We start from the raw sequence: 16,691 nt of genomic DNA on the forward strand, positions 1-16,691 counted from the left end.
GGGTGTGCGGACGTGCGGGTGCGGGAGATGCGTGAGGCGGGGCGGGGTCAGGCGTCGCGCAGGGGCAGGTGGGCGCGGTCCGTCACGCGGGACACGGCGATGAGCGTGCCCAGGGCCGTGATCACGGCGTAGAAGGCCGGCATGTTGACGTTGCCCGTGCGGTCGATCAGGTAGGTCATCAGCAGGGGGGCCGTGCCGCCGAAGAGGGCGGAGGAGACGTTGTAGCCCAGGCCGTAGGCGGAGTAGCGCACCCGGGTCGGGAAGAGTTCGACGAGCAGGATGTGGATGACGCCTGTGTGGCCGGCGAACACAACGGCCATGATGCAGGCGCCGATCACGGCGAGGGCCACGTTGCCGGTGCCGATCAGCAGGTAGCAGGGGATGCCGACGACGGCCATCGCGACGGCGGATCCGGCGAGGACCCTCTTGCGGCCGATGCGGTCGGAGAGGCGGCCCATGTAGGGGATGGCGATACAGATCGCGACCAGGCTGGAGGCGGTGACGAGGAGGCCCTGGACCTTGCCGAAGTGCAGCTCGCTGCTCATGAAGGTGGGCATGTAGCTGAACAGGACGTAGTAGCCGGAGCCGTTCATCAGGGGGATGAAGAGGGCCAGCAGCATCGCGCGCCGGTGCTCGGCGGAGGCGAAGGCCTCCTTGAGCGGGTTCTTGGAGAGGCCGTCCTCTTCTTTCAGGCGGGTGAAGTTGGGGGTGTCGCTGATGCGCTTGCGGATGTAGATGCCGGCGATGCCGAGCGGCACGGCGAGCAGGAACGGGATGCGCCAGCCCCACGACTCCATGCGCGCGGAGCCGAGGCCGCTGGTCATCGCGGCGGCGACCAGGGTGCCGGTCAGCAGGGCGAGGAACGAGGCGATCTGCGCGTAGCTGGTGTACAGGCCGCGCTTGCCCTCCGGGGCGTGCTCGGCGAGGAAGCTCATCGCGCCGGAGGCCTCGCCGCCGACGGAGAAGCCCTGGGCGACGCGGAGCAGGATCAGCAGGGCGGGTGCGGCGATGCCGATGCTCGCGTAGCTGGGCAGGACGCCGATGGCCGCGGTGGCGGCGCTGATCAGCATGATGACGAAGACCAGCATGCGCTGGCGGCCGATGCGGTCGCCGAGGTGGCCGCAGATGACGGCGCCGAGGGGGCGGAAGAAGAAGGAGACGGCGTAGCCGAGGAAGACGAGCTGGACGGCGTTGTCGGAGCCGGGGAAGAAGACGGCGGCGAGGGATCCGGCCATGAAGCCGAAGATGCCGTTGTCGTAGAGCTCGGCGAAGATTCCGACGCAGCCCGCGAGGGTGACCTTGCGGGCGGTTCTGGGGTCGACCGTGTTGGGGACTGGCTGAGCGGCCACGGTACTCATGGCGTCTCCTGTCTGGGCAGCAGGCGTGGGATGAGGGGCGTTACGACGGCTCCGTGCGGGGTGCTTCCAGCGGGTGAGCGGGGAGCGGGTGCGGGTGGGTCTTGTGTGCGGGTGGGGAGCGGTTGTGGGTTTCGTGCGGGTCGGTGGGGGCTTGTCGCGCAGTTCCCCGCGCCCCTTCTTGAGCGGGCCCGTGTTAAGCAGGTGCGGGGGCGCGGATGCGTAGGGCCTCGAAAGCCGTGTGGACTCTGGTTCTCAGGGCGTCTATCGCTTGGCGTTGGGCTCGGTGGGCGGTTACCGCCTCGGTGAGGGTGCGGTGGCGGAAGTGGATGGTCTGGCCGGGGCGGACCTGGGCCAGGGCGGAGAGGCCGGTGGCGGTGACCACGGCGAGGACGGGGTAGCCGGCCGTGACGCCGCGGCCGCGGTGCAGGACGAGGAGTTCGTCTCCCGCGGGTACTTCTACTGCGCCGATGGGGACGCCGCGGGAGAGGACCTCGCCCTGGGTGACACGGCGGGGTACCGCGCCCTGGAGGCGCAGGCCGATGTGGTTGCTTCGCGGGGTGACCGTGAAGGGGGCGTCGAACAGGCGCCGGCCCGTGTCGCCGAACTCGGCCCGGTCGGGGCCGTCGGTGACGTCGATGGTCCAGCTGGTGGGGAACGGAGGGACCGGCGCCTTCAGGCGGAACAGCGGGATCCGCGAGAAGGGGTGGTCGATCGGCGGGCAGGCCGTGCGCAGGGTGAGTTCGTCACCGGCGCTCAGAGCGGGGCCGAAGCCGAGGATCGTGTCGGGGGCGCAGCTGCCCTGGAGGTAGTCGGCCTCGAACGAGCCGAGTACGGCCAGGTAGACGCGGAGGCCCCTGTGGATGCCGGTCACGCGAATGGTTTCGCCTGCCCTGACGGGGATGGGTTCCCATTGCGGACGTACGACTCCGTCCACCGTTACGTCGGCCGGGGCGCCGGTCACCGCGATCAGGATGTCGCCCGAGGGGACGCACGCGAAGTCCAGGGCGGTGATCTCCAGCAGCGGGGCACGGTCGTGGTTGCCGCACAGGACGTTGGCGACGCGCGCCGAGTGCTGGTCGGCGGCTCCGTTGGCGGGCAGCCCGTAGCGGGAGCGGCCGACGCGGCCGAGGTCCTGGACGGTGACGATGCCGGGGGTGCGGACGGTGAGGGTGTCAGCCATGGCGCACCGCCGGGTCCGTACAGTCCGCGAGGCTCAAGTCGGCGTAGTCGTCCCACTGTTGGGGCTCGATCGGCCGGAAGCGGAAGGTGTCGCCGGGGCGGTACGCGGTGATCGGGTCGCTGTGCAGGTCGAGGACGCGTACCGGGGTGCGGCCCAGGAGCGGCCAGCCGCCGGGTGAGGGCATCGGGCAGATGACGGCCTGGCGTCCGGCTACCGCGACCGAACCGGGGGCGACCTTGGTGCGGGGGGAGGCGAGGCGCGGTACCGGTTTCGGGAAGGGCGGGCCGTCCGTCATCGGGGCTCCGGCGGGTGCGCCGAGGCAGCGCACGGTGAGGTCGGAGCCGGAGTGCAGGGCGATGATCTCGCCCTCGGTCAGGCCGAGTTGGGCGGCGACCTCGGGGAGGTCGGGGCCGTACTCGCCGCCGTAGACGACGGGGACGACGAAGTGGCGCGGGGGTGTGGTGGGCGCGGGGTGCGGGCCGAGGCGGGCCGCCTCGTGGGCCAGGACGCGGCGGACCGTGTCGTGGTCGGTGGCGGCGCAGTCGAACTCGACGAGCAGGGCGTCGTAGGTGGGCACCACGTCGTGGACGCCGGTCAGTTGGACGGCGTTCAGGGCGGCGGCGAGGGCGTGGACGAGCTGCCAGGCCGGTTCGGCGGCGAGGCCCACGGCCTTGGCGACCAGGGCGGAGTCGCCGCAGTCGGCGATGGTCACGTGGGCGGTGCCGTAACTGGCTTTTGCAGTGGGCCCGTTCACGACAGGGCTGTCCGCGAGGAGGCTGTTCATGTCAGTCACTCCTTGCCGCTCAGGACTTTGTCGAGGGAGGTGATCTCGACCCCGGCGGCGAGGAGTTGCTCGCGGATGCGCGCGGCGAGGGCGATCGCGCCGGGGCTGTCGCCGTGCAACAGGACGGTGTCGCAGGCGACTTGGATGTCCGTGTCGTCGACGCTGCGGATGACGCCCTCGGTGACCATGCGCAGGGTGCGTCGGGCGACCTCGTCGGGGTCGTGGATCACGGCGCCGGGTTCGGAGCGGGGCACGAGCGTGCCGTCGGCGCGGTAGGCGCGGTCGGCGATGCCGACGATGCCGACGCGCAGGCCACGGGCGCGGGCCGCGTCGGCCAGCTCGCCGTCCTGCGCGAGGACGATCAGCGACTCGTCCAGGGCGGCCACGGCGTCCACGACGGCGCGGGCGTAGTCGGCGCGGACGGCGACCAGGTTGCCGAGGCGGCCGTGCGGGGCGACGTGGTGCACCCGGGTGCCGTAGGCGACGGCGAAGGCCTGGAGGGCGCCGATCTGGTAGAGCACGTCCGTGCGGACCTCCTCCGGCGTGAGGTCCATCGCGCGGCGGCCGAAGCCGACCAGGTCGGGAAAGCTCGGGTGGGCGCCCACGGCGACCTGCTTCTCCACGCACGTCCGCACGGTCGCGTCCATGATGCGTGGATCACCGGCGTGGAATCCGCAGGCGACATTGGCGGACGTCAGCAACTCCAGAAGGGCGGCGTCGTCGCCCATTGTGTAGGCGCCGAATCCCTCGCCGAGATCGGCGACGAGATCAACCATGGGAGTCATGACGTCCTCCGGGAGGGAATGCCGGAAAGGGGGAATTCCGGGGCGGGGAATTCTGGATGACAGCTGCCAGCACGTCTTCGTGACACCGGGAACGGAGAATGTTCCGGGGCGGGTGTTCCGGTCTGAATGTTCCGGACTGGATGTTCCGCTCAACTTATTCCGCCGGTCGCGTGATCGCCAATATGCGTTCGGTCTGGCGTTATCGCGAACGGCTATGACTCCCCTCACACCCCCCGCCCACCTGGGCTGTGCTTCGGGCTGATCCCTCCCTACGATGAGGCTTCGCTCCATCTGGAAGGCCCCGCGCAATGGACACCAGGCGTCTCTACTCGTTCATCAAGATCATCGACGCGGGGAGCATCACGCGCGCGGCCGACATCCTGCACATCGCCCAGCCGGCGCTGAGCCAGCAGCTGTCCGCCCTGGAGGCACAGTTCGGGCAGCAGCTGCTGATCCGCAGCAAACGCGGGGTCGCCCCGACCGAGGCGGGCCGCGCCCTGTACCTGCACGCCCAGCTCATCCTCCGCCAGGTGGACCTCGCCCAGGCCGCCGTCGACGTCTCCGGCCGGGCCCCCGCGGGCAGCGTCTCGGTCGGCCTCGCCCCGTACAGCCTGGGCGCGGCCCTCGCGCTACCCCTCCTGAAGAGCGTCCGCGAGCGCTACCCGGACATCCTGCTGCACATCAACGAGAACTTCGGCGGCGTGATCAGCGAGGCGATCATGACGGGCCGCATGGACATGGCCTTCATCTACGGCGCCGGGCCGCTCCGGGGTGTCCAGTTCGAGCCCGTCCGCACCGAGGACCTGTACCTGATCGGCGCGCCCGGCGACACGGCACCGTCGGGGAAGGGCGAGGTGCGGCTGGCGGAGCTCGCGAGCCTGCCCCTGCTGCTGCCCAGCCGTATCCACACGATCCGGCAGGTCGTGGACGCCGCCTTCCAGCAGGCCTCGCTCCGGCTGAACGTGGTGGGCGAGGTCGAGTCCGCGCTGACTCTGGTCAACGCCGTGGACGCGGGCATCGGCGCGACGGTCCTGCCGTGGTCGGCGGCGCGGGCCATCCTCGACGTCCGCGAGCTGTCCGTGCGGCGGATCGTGGAACCTGTCATCACGGTGAAACTCTCCGTGGTCACCTCGGACAATCAGCCGCTCTCGGAGCCCGCGCTGGCCGTGCACGATCTGTTCCTGGAGCTGATCGACACCGACAGGAATAAGGACGACCAATAGCGTCACACGAATCCGCTATTTGTCTCCGGTGACCGCCGCGGCTAGCGTCTTTCGAATAATCCGCCCGGCCGGTAATGCACGGCTGTACATGGCTGTACGCGGCTCGTCACTGGAGAAGAACATGAAGAATCGTGTCCTCGCCACCCGTGAAATCCTGCCCGGCGAAGGCCTGCAACGCCTCTCCGAGAGCGCGGAGTTGGTGGCCTGGCCCGGTGCCGCCAAGCCCGAACCCGCCGACCTCGCCGCGCTGGCCCCCGGCGTGAGCGGTGTGCTGGCCCTCGGCAACGACCCCGTGGACGCCGCCCTCATGGACGCGGCGGGCCCCTCGCTGCGCGTCATCGCGCTGGCCAGCATGGGCTTCGACAACGTCGACCGCGTCGCCGCCGCCGAGCGCGGCATCGTCGTCACGCACACGCCCCGCGTGCTCGCCGAGACCACCGCCGACCTCACCTTCGCGCTGATCCTCGCCGCCCGCCGCCGCCTCGGCGCGGCCTCCGCGAGCCTCGCGGACGGCTCCTGGGGACTGTTCCGGATGCACGACTACCTCGGCCTGGACGTCCACGGAGCCACCCTCGGCCTGGTCGGCTACGGCCAGATCGGCCGCGCGGTCGCCCGCCGCGCCCACGGTTTCGGGATGCGCGTGATCCACCACGACCCGTACGCGCCCGACGACGACCTGTCGACCTCGGTGGGCCTGGCCGCGCTGCTCGCCGACTCCGACGTCGTGTCGCTGCACGTGCCGCTCACGGACGAGACTCGCCATCTGATCTCGGCCCGCGAACTGGCCGCGATGAAGCCCACGGCCACGCTGGTCAGCACCTCGCGCGGCGGGGTCGTGGACGAAGAGGCCTTGTTGGACGCCGTCCGTGAGGGGCGGCTGCACTCCGCCGGGCTCGATGTCTTCGAACGGGAGCCGATGGGTACGGAGTTGTCCCCGCTGGTGGCCGAGCCGAACATCGTCACGCTGCCGCACATCGGCTCGGCGACCGAGGCGACCCGGGCCGCGATGGTCTACCTGGCGGTGGACAACATCCTCGACGTGCTGGCCGAACGGCCCGCTCGTACGCCCCTGCCCGGGAGTTCGGCGGTGGCGGGCGCGCCGGTCGGCAACTGAACGCGCCGGTTCACCCCGCTGGACTGCTGCTGAGACCGGCCCACTGCAACAGGAACCGCAGCGCGTCCTGCGAGGGCGAGTCCGGTGGGGCCGTGTACGCGACGAGGAACTGGTCCGGGTGCGTGTCGACGGTGAACTGCTGCACATCGAGGGTGAGTTCACCGGCGACCGGATGGACGTACGTCTTGGTGAGCTGCCGCGGACCGCGTACCTGATGTTCGGCCCACCAGGTGCGGAAGTCCGGGTCACGGGCGGCGAGTTCGGCGATCAGAGTGTCAAGTGCCGGGTCGTGCGGGGTGCGGCCCGCCTCCATGCGCAGCACGGCCACGCACTCGCGGGCGGCCCGGGGCCAATCCGCGTACAGCGCCCGGAAGTCGGCATCGAGGAACGTGAGCCGGATCAGGTTGCGCTCGGCCGGGGGCACGGCGCCGAAGTCGGTGAGCAGTGCCGTGGCCGCGCGGTTCCAGGCGAGGACGTCCATGCCCCGGTGCAGCACCATCGCCGGGACGTCGTGCATGGTGTCCAGCAACTGCCGTAGCCGCGGGGCGACTTCGGAGCGGCCGGGCGGACGGGTGGACGCTCCCGGCGCGACCTCGGCCAGCGTGAAGAGGTAGGCACGCTCGTCCCGGGCGAGGTGCAGCGCGTCGGCCAGGGCGTCCAGGACGGCTCGGGAACCCCGGCGGGTACGGCCCTGTTCCAGGCGGACGATGTAGTCGACGCTCACGTGCGCGAGATACGCCAGTTCCTCCCTGCGCAGCCCGGGCACGCGCCGCAGTCGGCCGTCGTCGGGGAAGCCCGCCTGCCGCGGGTCGCGGCCCGCGCGGCGGGCGCGCAGGAAGTCGCCCAGTTCGTTGCCGGCGGGGCCGGCGGGGGGCGGCGCGTCACGGTCTGCCATGGCTCCAGTGTCCTCGGGTCGGCGGGGGCGTGCCTGGTACAGAACCGCATAGGCAGAGCCGTCCCTGGTGGCGCCGGGTGGGGTGGAGTGACGGTGGGGGCCTGGCCGTAGACCGGCTTCCGTCTCCTCCCCCACCTCCGACTGGAGTGCATCCCATGCGTACCGATGTCACCTTCCTCAGTGCCGGCCTGAAGCTCGCCGGTCACCTCTACACCCCGGACGGGGGGACGCCGGGGGTGCCGCGTCCCGCGATCGTGGTCGGGCATCCCGGCACCGGGGTGAAGGAACAGGCCTCCGGTCTGTACGCCCGCCTGCTGGCCGAGCGCGGGTTCGTCACGCTCGCCTTCGACGCCGCCCACCAGGGCGAGAGCGAGGGCGAGCCGCGCAGCCTGGAGGATCCGGGCCAGCGGGTCGAGGACCTCAAGGCCGCCGTCTCCTTCCTCGGCACCCTCGACGAGGTCGACCCGGGCCGCATCGGGGCGCTCGGCATCTGCGCCTCCGGCGGCTACGCCCTGGCGGCGACCGCGACCGACCCGCGCATCCGGGCCGTGGGCACGGTCAGCGCCGTAGACATGTCACGGCAGTTCCGGCTCGGCGCGGACGGCGCCCAGGACCCGGCCGTCGTGGCGGGCATGCTGGCCGCCGCCTCCGCGGCCCGTACCGCCGAGGCCCAGGGCGCGGACGTCCAGCTGTTCCCGGTCTTCCCCGCCACCGAGGAGGAGGCGCGCGCGGGCGGCCAGCATGTCTATGAGGGCTGGGAGTACTACTGCACTCCGCGCGCCCGGCACCCCCGCTCGGCCAAGTCCCTGACCTGGACGAGCGTCGACCACATCGCCGCCTTCGACACGTTCGCGTCCGTCGCGCTGATCGCCCCGCGACCGCTGCTGCTGATCGTCGGGCGCGAGGCGGTGACGTCCTGGATGAGCGTGGAGGCGTACCAAAAGGCGTACGGGACAAAGGAGTTGGCGTGGATCGAGGGCGCTTCGCACGTCGATCTGTACGACAGGGACGAGTACGTGACGCCCGCTGTGGAGAAGCTGGACGACTTCTTCGCCGCGCACTTGGCGGTGTGATTCAGTAGACAGGGAAAACTACACAAGTAACTTGGCAAAGTTACTTGTGTAGTTCTACATTGGGACCATGACCACGAACCCCGCGCCACAGCAGTCCGTCGCGACCGCGCAGCGGCTCAACGACGCGATCATCCGGCTGCGCGCACGGCTGCGCACGGAGTCTGGGCAGCATGCGACCGGCCTGACCCCGACGCAGCTCGGCGTGCTGGCGAGTGTCGTACGGGAGGGGCCCGTCACCGCGGCACGGCTGGCCGCGCTGGAGCGGGTCAGCGCGCAGTCCATCGCGCAGAGCCTGGCGGTATTGAAGGCCGCCGGGCTGGTGCACAGCGCGCCCGACGAGCGGGACGGCCGCAAGAAGCTGATGAGCGCCGACGCGTCCGCGACCGAGCTGATCGACAAGCTGCTCACCGGACGCGCCTCCTTCCTGGCGCGGGCCATCGACCAGTTGGTGGCCCCGGACGAGCGCGCGGACGTGGAGAAGGCCATCGAGTTGCTGGAGCGGTTCGCCACGGCCGAGCTGAACGGCGGCGGCATATGAGGACCGACACCGGCAAGGCCACCGGCCCGGCGCGCGATCTCGTGCGCAAGCCCTTCGCGTGGACCTTCACGACCCCGCTCTATGTGGGCGCCGGGCTCAACCCGGTCAACAGCTCCATCATCGCGACCGCGCTGGTGCCGATCGCCACCGAGCTGCATGTCGCGGTCGGCAGCACCGCCGTCCTCGTCTCCTCGCTCTACCTGGCCAGCGCGGTGGCGCAGCCCACCGCGGGCAAGCTCGCGGAGGTGCTCGGCGCGCGCCGGGTCTTCCTGTTCGGCATCGTCCTGGTGCTGCTCGGCGGGGTCGTCGGCGGCCTCGGCCGGAATCTGGCGATGCTGACCGTGGCCCGGGTACTGGTCGGCATCGGCACCTCGGCCGCGTTCCCCTGCGCGATGGTGCTGATCCGGCGCCGCGCCCAGGACGCCGGTCTCGACGCCCCGCCGGGCGCGGTGCTGGGCGGGATCGCGATCGCGGGCATGGCCACCGCCGCCATCGGCCCGCCCATCGGCGGACTCCTGGTCGGCGCGGCGGGCTGGCGCTGGGCGTTCCTGATCAACATCCCGGTGACGCTGGCCGCGATGGTGATGGCCGTGCGCTGGCTGCCCAAGGACCCGCCGCTGGACCGCGCGGACAACGGTTTCCGCAGGGTCGCCGACCGGATCGACCTCCCCGGCATCATCGGCTTCGCCGTGTCGATGAGCGCGCTGGTCATCTTCCTGATGGGCCTCCCCCACCTCGGGTGGACCGCGCTCGCCGTCTTCGTTCTGGCCGCGGTGCCCACGGTCTGGTGGGAGCTGCGCAAGCCGGCACCGTTCTTCGACTTCCGCGGCCTCGCCGCCAACGGCGCCCTGACCCGCACCTATCTGCGCCAGGCGCTCTCCCTGCTCGGCACCTACACCGTGATGTACGGCGTCACGCAGTGGATGGAGGCCGCGCACGGCTTCTCCACCGTGACGGCGGGACTCCTGCTGCTCCCGATGGGCGCCGTCTCCGCACTCCTCTCGCGCCCGCTCGCCCGCCGCAATCTGATCCGCGGCCCGCTGATCGTCTCGGCGGTGTCCATGCTGATCGGCTCGGCCGGGATCATGCTGCTCAGCTCGCACGGCCCGGTGATCACGATCGTGCTGGTGTCCCTGATCTTCGGCGTCGTCTCGGCCACCACCACCGTCGGCAACCAGACCGCCCTCTACCTGGAGGCGCCGCCCGCCCAAATAGGCACCGCCTCCGGCCTGTTCAGGACCTTCGGCTACCTCGGGACGATCACCTCCGCCGTGATCGGCGGCATCGTCTTCCGCACCGGCGTGACCGACCACGGCCTGCACATCCTCGGCCTCGTCCTGGTCGGCGCGGGCCTCGCGGTCCTCCTCCTGACCGTCCTGGACCGCCGCCTGATGGGCCGCACCACCACGACCACCTGACCGACCAACTCCCCTATGCAGAACCCCACCAAGGAGAACCTCGCGTGAGCACCCCCTCCCTCCCCACGATCACCCCCGAGCGCACCGCCCTGCTGGTCATGGACTTCCAGAACGGGATCGTCCCCGTCGCCCCCGACTCCGACGCCCTCGTCGAGCGGGTCAAGGACACCATCGCCGAGGTCCGCGCGGCCGGCGGCGCCATCGGCTACGTCCGCGTCGCCTTCACCGAGGACGACTGGTCGGCGGTCCCGGACACCAACAAGTCCTTCAGCGCGCTGGCAGCGGCGAAGATGCTGCACCACGAGGACGACGCCACGCAGATCGACGGGCGGATCACGCCCGAGGACGGCGACATCGTCGTCCGCAAGATCCGCTACGGCTCGGGCTCGACCACCGATCTCCACGAGCGGTTGAGCGACCGCGGCATCGACACCCTGGTGCTCGCCGGCATCAGCACCAGCGGCGTCGTCCTGTCCACGGTCATCGACGCGGCCGACCGCGACTACCGCGTCTTCGTCCTGTCCGACGGCGTCGCCGACCCCGACGCCGAGACCCACCGGGTGCTGGTCGAGAAGGTGTTCCCGTCCCGGGCCCACGTCATCGACACCACGGTCCTACGACAGCTGCTGCGCTCCGCCTGACACAGGGCTCACGCCGGTGCCCCGGGCGGCGTCCCAGGCGGCGTCCCGGGGAAGACCACGCGGAGTTTCCGCACCCGCCCGCCCTGGCGGAACATCAGCCAGGCCAGGGTGGGCGGGCAGGGGTCGGGGATACCGGCGGGGTTGACGACCTCCATCTCCCAGATGGCGATGTCCCGGCTGGCCACGACATGGCGCAGATGCTGGGTCACGCCCTTGTCCCGGGTGCTGCGCATCGCCGGGAAGGGGTGGCGGCGTCCGCCGTCCTTGTTGAGGACGCCGACGAGTTCGGTCTCCGCGGGCCACAACTCCAGGATCTCCGGCGGCAGTTGGCCGCGCATGGCGCCGTCCAGCGTGACCTCGGCCTCCTGCCGGCTGTCCTCGGTGAGCGCGGAGGCGTCGTCGTGGCCCCCGGCCGCGGTCGACAGCAGCACCTTGGCCATTTTCGCCCGGGCCTGGTTGAGCCGGCTGCGCACGGTGCCGACCGGCACCTCGCAGACCTCGGCGATCTCCTGGTACGAGGTGATCCCGCTGAAGTGCCGCAGCATCAGCACCAGCCGCTGCTGCTGCGGCAGTTCCGCCACCGCGTCCCAGATCCAGTCCCGCATCGCGTGCTGCTCGACGACCCGCTCCGGATGCGAGGGCTCGTCCTCCCGCACCCGCAACTGTTCCAGCGCGTCGAGACCCGGCACCTCCCGCACGGCCCGCAGCCGCATCCGGGCCGCGTTCCGCACGATCGCCCGCAACCACGCCCCCACGGCGGCAGGTTCCCGCACGTCACCGATGCGCCGCAGCGCGGTCAACGCGGCGTCCTGTACGGCGTCCTCGGCGTCGGGGCCGTAGCCGAGCAGGCTCAACGCGACGGCACGCATGGGCGCCTGATGGCGCGTCAGCAACAAGCCCAGGGCGTCGGACTCGCCGGCCTGGGCCCTGAGGGTGAGTTCCTCATCCGTGGGGTGGTCGAGGGACACCATGAAGCCTCCATGCGCACACATCACAAGCCCTGGGCCACTCCGGGGAGTTGGGCTCATGCTCCGGGGACCCACTTCTCCCACCCGCCGATGAACAGGAGATGGACCCCACATGTCGGACCGAGGGGACCCTTGTCGACGAAGATACGCCGCTACGGCTCCTCGTCGGGCCCCCTCGGCCGGATCGGTCAACCCGTCGGTCAACCCGCCCCGGTATCAGCCCTGTTCGGCCGACCCGGGCCCGGGCTCGGGCAGCCAGCTGCCGTGGAAGCCGGACGGGACGGGGTACGGCAGTTCCACGACCGCCTGCACGGAGAGGTCGCCGGCGTCGAGGACGAGGAGTTCACCGGCCGTGCCGTTGTCGTCCGAGACGAGCGACATGAGCCAGCCCGCGTCCTCGTCGGTGCCGTCGGACGCCGGTACGAAGACGGCCTCGCCGGAGTAGCGGCTGCCGGGTGTCTTGTGGACGTCCCCGGTCTGGCGCTCCAGGTCGTGCTTGGCGATGCCGTCGCCGTTGACCGTGTAGAGGTAGCGGTTCCGGCGCCCGGTGAGGGTCTCGTTGTGGGTGGGGAACTCGGCCTCGCGGTCGTCGAGTTGGGTCTCGGTGACCCGGCCGGCCACCGGGTCCAGGGTCCACCGGTACAGGACGGAGGGGGCCTGGGTGTGGCCCGGTTCGCGCACCCCGACCTGACCGTTCGCCACGCTGGGGACACTCGCGCCGGTGGGTCCGCCGATGTCGCCCCAGACCTTCCGGAACCCGGCGTCGTCGTAGCGCACCGCGTCCAGCACCACACGCCCCTGCGCGTCCTCGTAGGCGTTGCCCACATGGAAGACGTAGCAGGGGTCGACGTCGAACCAGCGCACGTCGGTGGAACCGTGCTCGCGGGACATGATCCCGATCCGCGCGCCGTACGCCTCGGCCCACCGGTACGGCATGCCGCCGCGCCCGGCCAGGGTGTGGTCGAAGACGACGGGCAGGTCCATCCACACGATGTGGTTCTCGGTGATGGCGAAGTCGTGCATCATCGTCGGCCCGGGCACGTCGATCGGCCGGCTGTCGAGCAACTCGCCCTCCGGGGTGACCCGGTGGTAGGTGAGGTAGGGCGGCGCGAACCCGGTCCCGAACAGGTGCAGTTCACCGGTGACCGGGTCCTCCTTGGGATGCGCGGTCATCGCGGTGGTCAGCTTCCCGCCGAAGTCGTACGGGCCGACGGTCTCCAGCTCCGGGGTGACCCAGTAGGGCAGGCCGACCTCGCACAGGGCGAGGACGGTGTCGGCGTGCCGGATCACATGGGTGTTGGCGGGCACCGCGGCGAGGTCGACGCTGAAGTCCTCGCGGACGAAGGGGTGACCTTCCAACTCCCTGGTCTTGACCCACCTGTTGCGGTACCACTCGGCACGGCCGCCGCGCAGCCGGATGCCGTGCAGCATGCCGGGGCCGGTGAACCAGTGGCCCCGGTCCTCGCCGGGCAGCGGGTTGGGGCCGTTGCGCAGATAGCGGCCGTCCAGGTCGGGCGGGAGGGTGCCCCGTACGGTGAGTTCGGCGGCGGTGTACTCCTCGGGGACCGGTGCGAAGCGGCCCTGGAGGTAGAGGGGGGCAGGTGTGTCGGTCTCGTTCGTCATGCTGTTTTCCTTAGAGGTTCTGTGGCTCCGCGCGCCCGAACACCTCTGGTCCGGGCCGGAGTTGGCCGCGCGGCGGCGGAGAGGGTTCGGGCGGCTCAGGCGGTGGTGCCCGAGGCCGCCTTCTTGATGAACGCGGCGACCTCGTCGGGCTTGGACACGTACACGGCGTGGCTGCCGCCGGTCTCGGCGACGGTCGCGCCGGCCCGCTCGGCCATGAGGCGCTGGGCGGGCGGCGGGATCATGCGGTCGTCGGTGGCGACGAGGTAGTAGCTCGGCTTGGTCCCCCAGGCGGGTTCGGTGACCGCGCCCGCCAACGCCTCTACGCCCCAAGGGACTTGGGAGTCCGCGAGGAACTGTGCGTCGGCGTCGGGCAGGTCCCCGGCGAAGGACGCGGCGAACTTCTCCCGGTCGAGGAAGAGGAACCCGTCGACGGGCGGCAGGATCGGCGGAACGGGAGCGCCGGGCGGCGGGTCGGCGATGAGGGTGTTCACCGACTCGCCCTTGTCGGGCGCGAACGCCGTGATGTACACGAGCGCCGACACGTTCTCGTGGGTGCCGGCCTCGGTGATCACCGCGCCGCCGTAGGAGTGTCCGACGAGTACGGTCGGGCCGTCCTGGGCGTCGAGGACCCGTTTGGTCGTGGCGACGTCGCCTTCGAGCGACAGCGTGGGGTTCTGGACGATGCTCACGTGGTGACCGTCGGCGCGGAGTGCGTCGTAGACGCCCCGCCAGCCCGATCCGTCGACGAATCCGCCATGTACGAGGACGACGTTCTTCGCCGCGGCTGCTTCCGGTGTGGTGCTCACGATGCGCCAACTCCTTCGTGGGGTGAGTGTTCTGGTGCCGATAGGTCCTGAAGGTTCTCGAAGTCGTGCGACAGGGACGGGAGTTGCCCGCCTTTGGGACTATGGAACGGCCGTCACCGGCGGCTGGGCCAGCGCCATGAGCCGGGCCTGGACCCGGGCGGGGTAGACCTTGGTGAAGATCGCGGGGCCGACGAGCCCGACGACATGGGCGGTGATGCCCACCCAGGCCGGAGCGTCCACCGCGCCCGCGACGGCCAGACTGACGGCGATGAAGGTGAAGCCGGCTCCCCAGGCGCTGGTGATGTAGTTGTTGACCTGGAGGAATCCCGGCGTGTCCCAGTACTCGCGGGGTGTCTGCCGCTTGGCGATCCCCAGCGTGAAGGGGCTCCAGACCACCAGGCTGCCCCACGCGGTGGCGGCCAGCCAGACGAACGAGATGACGTCGGTGTGGCCGGACAGCGAGGAGTCCGGCCTGGCCACGGAGACGGCGCCGATCACGACGAAGTACGCGAGGGTGCTGATCTCCAGGACGAGCGCGTCGAAGCCGATCCCGCGGCGACGGTCGTTCAGCATCATCAGCAGCCCCGTGACGAGACCGCCGAGCGCGCCCCAGCGCCAGTCGAAGGACGAGAGGACGCCGGCGACGATCCAGGGGGCGAATCCGGGCAGATAAGCCAACATTGATTGTTTCCTCGGTGGATGGGAGTGGACGCCGACTAGATGCACGGCGGCCCTCGAAGTTCGAACCTCTCAATGTGATGCCAATCACACGACTGGCGAGCACTCGCGATCGCTAACCGGATAGATCTATCCACTTAATGTAGGGTGGTGAGCACGACCTGTCGAGAGGACCGGTGATGGGAGTGGTGATGGGAGCTGTAATGGGAACCGAGATGTCCCGCAAGAAGTGGTTGCCCCTGGGGGCCGCCGTCCTGGTGCTGAACGCGGTGCAGTGGGTGGTGTCCGAGGCGGTCGCCGCCGGCGCCTGGGCCACCCCGCCGTACAGCTACGCCACGAACTACATCAGCGACCTGGGCGTCACGGACTGCGGCACGAAGTTCCAGGACCGCGTCATCTGCTCACCGGATCACACGCTGATGAACACGTCGTTCATCGTCCAGGGGATCCTGTTCGCCGCCGGGGTGATCCTGCTGGCGGTGCCCCTGCTCACGGGCCGCGTACGCCGCGTGGTCATCGCCCTGGCGGGCGCGCACGCGGTGGGCTTCCTGCTGGTCGGCCTGTTCCACGGCTCCGCGAACGGCGCGAGCTACAGCCTGGGGCTGCACGTCGGGGGCGCGTCGGTCGCCATCCTGTGCGCGAACACGATCGTGATCATGGCGGGCGCGCTGAAGAGCCTCCGACTGCCGCGCGCGTACCGCGTGTTCAGCATCGCCGTGGGCACCCTGGGTCTGCTGAGCGAGGCGGGCGTGGGCGTCTCGACGAGCACGGCCGGCATCTTCGAGCGGGGCGGTGTCTACTCATGGCTGCTGTGGAGCGTCGTGACGGGCGTATCCCTCCTGGTCAGGCAGACGCGCCGGGCCGCCGAGCCGACGATGCCGGAGAATGTCCCGGCGTGAGCCCGGATACCCCGTACCAACGCCCGCTGCGAGCGGACGCGGAACGAAACCGCCGCCTGATCATGACGACGGCCGACCGCCTGTTCGCCCGGCGGGGGGCGACGGTCCCCCTGAACGAGATCGCCCGCGAGGCCGGGATCGGCGTAGGCACGGTCTACCGCCGCTTCCCGGACCTCCAGTCCCTGGTGGACGCCCTGTTCACGGAACGCTTCACGATGTTCCTGGACCTGGCGACCAGGGCCGCGGAACTGCCGGACCCGGCCCAGGCCCTACGGCACTACCTGCTGGCTGCGGCCCGGTGGCGCTCCGAGGACCGCGCCCTGGAGGTCGTCCTGGCCAACGCGAGCGTCGACACGGGCCCGGTCGCCCGCACCCGCGACCGGCTGGGCCGCCTCGTCGACGGCCTGGCGGAACGAGCGGTGACCGCGGGCGCCGTCCGCAAGGACTTCGCCAGCGCCGACGTGTACGCCTTCCTGAACATGATCGGCGCGGTCGCGGACCGCACGCACGAGGTCGCGCCGGATGCCTGGCGGCGGTATGCGGAGGTGTTGATGGTGGGGTTCGGGCTGGAGGGGGCGACGGCGGACGGTACGTCGGCGTTGACGGACGAGCAGCTGTTGGAGAGTTGGCCGAAGCCGTTGGGCGAGCAGCCGGGGGCAGGCGGCTGAGGGTGCGGCGCAGTGGCCCGTCGACGGCGCCGAAGCGCGG

17 protein-coding genes are annotated in these 16,691 nt (G+C 70.8%); 8 read left to right on the forward strand and 9 right to left on the reverse strand.

Features of this window, described 5'->3' with window-relative positions:
- Positions 1-47: 47 nt before the first annotated feature.
- From OG194_RS11165 to OG194_RS11180, 4 genes are all read right to left on the reverse strand, one after another.
- A complete protein-coding gene (locus OG194_RS11165; RefSeq protein ID WP_327400714.1) occupies positions 48-1,358 on the reverse strand; it encodes an MFS transporter in 1,311 nt (436 codons plus the stop codon).
- A gap of 193 nt (positions 1,359-1,551) precedes the next feature.
- On the reverse strand, positions 1,552-2,538 hold the full coding sequence (locus OG194_RS11170) for a biotin-dependent carboxyltransferase family protein (protein WP_327400715.1): 987 nt from the start codon (positions 2,536-2,538) through the stop codon (positions 1,552-1,554).
- Positions 2,531-3,322, reverse strand: a complete 792-nt coding sequence (locus OG194_RS11175; protein WP_327400716.1) for a 5-oxoprolinase subunit B family protein — start codon at positions 3,320-3,322, stop codon at positions 2,531-2,533. The genes OG194_RS11170 and OG194_RS11175 overlap by 8 nt, the downstream gene beginning before the upstream one ends.
- A 5-nt stretch (positions 3,323-3,327) precedes the next feature.
- Entirely contained in the window at positions 3,328-4,107 is a 780-nt protein-coding gene (locus tag OG194_RS11180; RefSeq protein ID WP_327400717.1) for a LamB/YcsF family protein, read from the reverse strand.
- Between the two features lie 308 nt (positions 4,108-4,415).
- Between OG194_RS11180 and nac the strand changes: the two genes are divergently transcribed.
- Together nac and OG194_RS11190 are read left to right on the forward strand one after the other, a co-directional pair.
- Positions 4,416-5,330: a nitrogen assimilation transcriptional regulator NAC gene (nac, locus tag OG194_RS11185; RefSeq protein ID WP_327400718.1), complete on the forward strand. Its 915-nt coding sequence runs from the start codon at positions 4,416-4,418 to the stop codon at positions 5,328-5,330.
- Positions 5,331-5,451: 121 nt separating this feature from the next.
- Entirely contained in the window at positions 5,452-6,444 is a 993-nt protein-coding gene (locus OG194_RS11190; protein ID WP_327400719.1) for a 2-hydroxyacid dehydrogenase, read from the forward strand.
- 10 nt (positions 6,445-6,454) lie between these two features.
- Here OG194_RS11190 and OG194_RS11195 read toward each other — a convergent pair whose 3' ends face one another.
- Positions 6,455-7,339 carry a helix-turn-helix transcriptional regulator gene (locus OG194_RS11195; RefSeq protein ID WP_327400720.1) on the reverse strand — a complete coding sequence of 295 codons (885 nt, stop codon included), beginning with the start codon at positions 7,337-7,339 and terminating at the stop codon, positions 6,455-6,457.
- 155 nt (positions 7,340-7,494) lie between these two features.
- On the opposite strand from OG194_RS11195, the gene OG194_RS11200 reads away from it, so the two are divergent.
- The 4 genes from OG194_RS11200 (at position 7,495) to OG194_RS11215 (ending at position 11,009) form a co-directional block, all read left to right on the forward strand.
- Positions 7,495-8,412 carry an alpha/beta hydrolase gene (locus OG194_RS11200; RefSeq protein ID WP_327400721.1) on the forward strand — a complete coding sequence of 306 codons (918 nt, stop codon included), beginning with the start codon at positions 7,495-7,497 and terminating at the stop codon, positions 8,410-8,412.
- 67 nt (positions 8,413-8,479) lie between these two features.
- Positions 8,480-8,950 (forward strand): MarR family winged helix-turn-helix transcriptional regulator, encoded by a 471-nt coding sequence (locus tag OG194_RS11205; RefSeq protein WP_327400722.1) that lies wholly within the window; start codon positions 8,480-8,482, stop codon positions 8,948-8,950.
- Positions 8,947-10,368, forward strand: a complete 1,422-nt coding sequence (locus OG194_RS11210) for an MFS transporter (RefSeq protein WP_327400723.1) — start codon at positions 8,947-8,949, stop codon at positions 10,366-10,368. The genes OG194_RS11205 and OG194_RS11210 overlap by 4 nt, the downstream gene beginning before the upstream one ends.
- A gap of 44 nt (positions 10,369-10,412) precedes the next feature.
- Positions 10,413-11,009: a cysteine hydrolase family protein gene (locus OG194_RS11215; protein ID WP_327400724.1), complete on the forward strand. Its 597-nt coding sequence runs from the start codon at positions 10,413-10,415 to the stop codon at positions 11,007-11,009.
- Between the two features lie 8 nt (positions 11,010-11,017).
- Here the strand turns inward: OG194_RS11215 and OG194_RS11220 are convergent, their stop codons facing one another.
- From OG194_RS11220 to OG194_RS11235, 4 genes are all read right to left on the reverse strand, one after another.
- Complete coding sequence (locus OG194_RS11220; RefSeq protein ID WP_327400725.1) at positions 11,018-11,980, reverse strand: RNA polymerase sigma factor; 963 nt, start codon at positions 11,978-11,980, stop codon at positions 11,018-11,020.
- 213 nt (positions 11,981-12,193) lie between these two features.
- On the reverse strand, positions 12,194-13,600 hold the full coding sequence (locus tag OG194_RS11225) for a carotenoid oxygenase family protein (RefSeq protein ID WP_327400726.1): 1,407 nt from the start codon (positions 13,598-13,600) through the stop codon (positions 12,194-12,196).
- A 95-nt stretch (positions 13,601-13,695) separates the two neighbouring features.
- The gene (locus OG194_RS11230) at positions 13,696-14,406 is read right to left on the reverse strand and encodes an alpha/beta fold hydrolase (RefSeq protein WP_327400727.1); all 711 of its coding nucleotides are present in this window, start codon (positions 14,404-14,406) and stop codon (positions 13,696-13,698) included.
- A gap of 99 nt (positions 14,407-14,505) precedes the next feature.
- Complete coding sequence (locus OG194_RS11235; protein WP_327400728.1) at positions 14,506-15,087, reverse strand: hypothetical protein; 582 nt, start codon at positions 15,085-15,087, stop codon at positions 14,506-14,508.
- A gap of 200 nt (positions 15,088-15,287) precedes the next feature.
- Between OG194_RS11235 and OG194_RS11240 the strand changes: the two genes are divergently transcribed.
- Both OG194_RS11240 and OG194_RS11245 read left to right on the forward strand, forming a co-directional pair.
- Positions 15,288-15,983: a DUF998 domain-containing protein gene (locus tag OG194_RS11240; RefSeq protein ID WP_327400729.1), complete on the forward strand. Its 696-nt coding sequence runs from the start codon at positions 15,288-15,290 to the stop codon at positions 15,981-15,983.
- Positions 15,980-16,651, forward strand: coding sequence for a TetR/AcrR family transcriptional regulator (locus OG194_RS11245; protein ID WP_327400731.1), 672 nt, complete (start codon positions 15,980-15,982; stop codon positions 16,649-16,651). Before OG194_RS11240 ends, OG194_RS11245 begins: the two co-directional genes overlap by 4 nt.
- Positions 16,652-16,691 lie beyond the last annotated feature (40 nt).

Origin of the sequence: Streptomyces sp. NBC_01288 (assembly GCF_035982055.1) — a bacterium.
Taxonomy (GTDB): Bacteria; Actinomycetota; Actinomycetes; order Streptomycetales; family Streptomycetaceae; genus Streptomyces.

Excerpts from the sequence above, each read along its gene's own strand:
- OG194_RS11240 (WP_327400729.1), top strand. The coding sequence starts at position 15,288 with ATGGGAACCGAGATGTCCCGCAAGAAGTGGTTGCCCCTGGGGGCCGCC.
- OG194_RS11195 (WP_327400720.1), bottom strand. The coding sequence starts at position 7,339 with ATGGCAGACCGTGACGCGCCGCCCCCCGCCGGCCCCGCCGGCAACGAA.
- OG194_RS11235 (WP_327400728.1), bottom strand. The coding sequence starts at position 15,087 with ATGTTGGCTTATCTGCCCGGATTCGCCCCCTGGATCGTCGCCGGCGTC.
- OG194_RS11170 (WP_327400715.1), bottom strand. The coding sequence starts at position 2,538 with ATGGCTGACACCCTCACCGTCCGCACCCCCGGCATCGTCACCGTCCAG.
- OG194_RS11200 (WP_327400721.1), top strand. The coding sequence starts at position 7,495 with ATGCGTACCGATGTCACCTTCCTCAGTGCCGGCCTGAAGCTCGCCGGT.
- nac (WP_327400718.1), top strand. The coding sequence starts at position 4,416 with ATGGACACCAGGCGTCTCTACTCGTTCATCAAGATCATCGACGCGGGG.
- OG194_RS11225 (WP_327400726.1), bottom strand. The coding sequence starts at position 13,600 with ATGACGAACGAGACCGACACACCTGCCCCCCTCTACCTCCAGGGCCGC.
- OG194_RS11165 (WP_327400714.1), bottom strand. The coding sequence starts at position 1,358 with ATGAGTACCGTGGCCGCTCAGCCAGTCCCCAACACGGTCGACCCCAGA.
- OG194_RS11220 (WP_327400725.1), bottom strand. The coding sequence starts at position 11,980 with ATGGTGTCCCTCGACCACCCCACGGATGAGGAACTCACCCTCAGGGCC.
- OG194_RS11175 (WP_327400716.1), bottom strand. The coding sequence starts at position 3,322 with ATGAACAGCCTCCTCGCGGACAGCCCTGTCGTGAACGGGCCCACTGCA.
- OG194_RS11180 (WP_327400717.1), bottom strand. The coding sequence starts at position 4,107 with ATGACTCCCATGGTTGATCTCGTCGCCGATCTCGGCGAGGGATTCGGC.
- OG194_RS11190 (WP_327400719.1), top strand. The coding sequence starts at position 5,452 with ATGAAGAATCGTGTCCTCGCCACCCGTGAAATCCTGCCCGGCGAAGGC.
- OG194_RS11210 (WP_327400723.1), top strand. The coding sequence starts at position 8,947 with ATGAGGACCGACACCGGCAAGGCCACCGGCCCGGCGCGCGATCTCGTG.
- OG194_RS11205 (WP_327400722.1), top strand. The coding sequence starts at position 8,480 with ATGACCACGAACCCCGCGCCACAGCAGTCCGTCGCGACCGCGCAGCGG.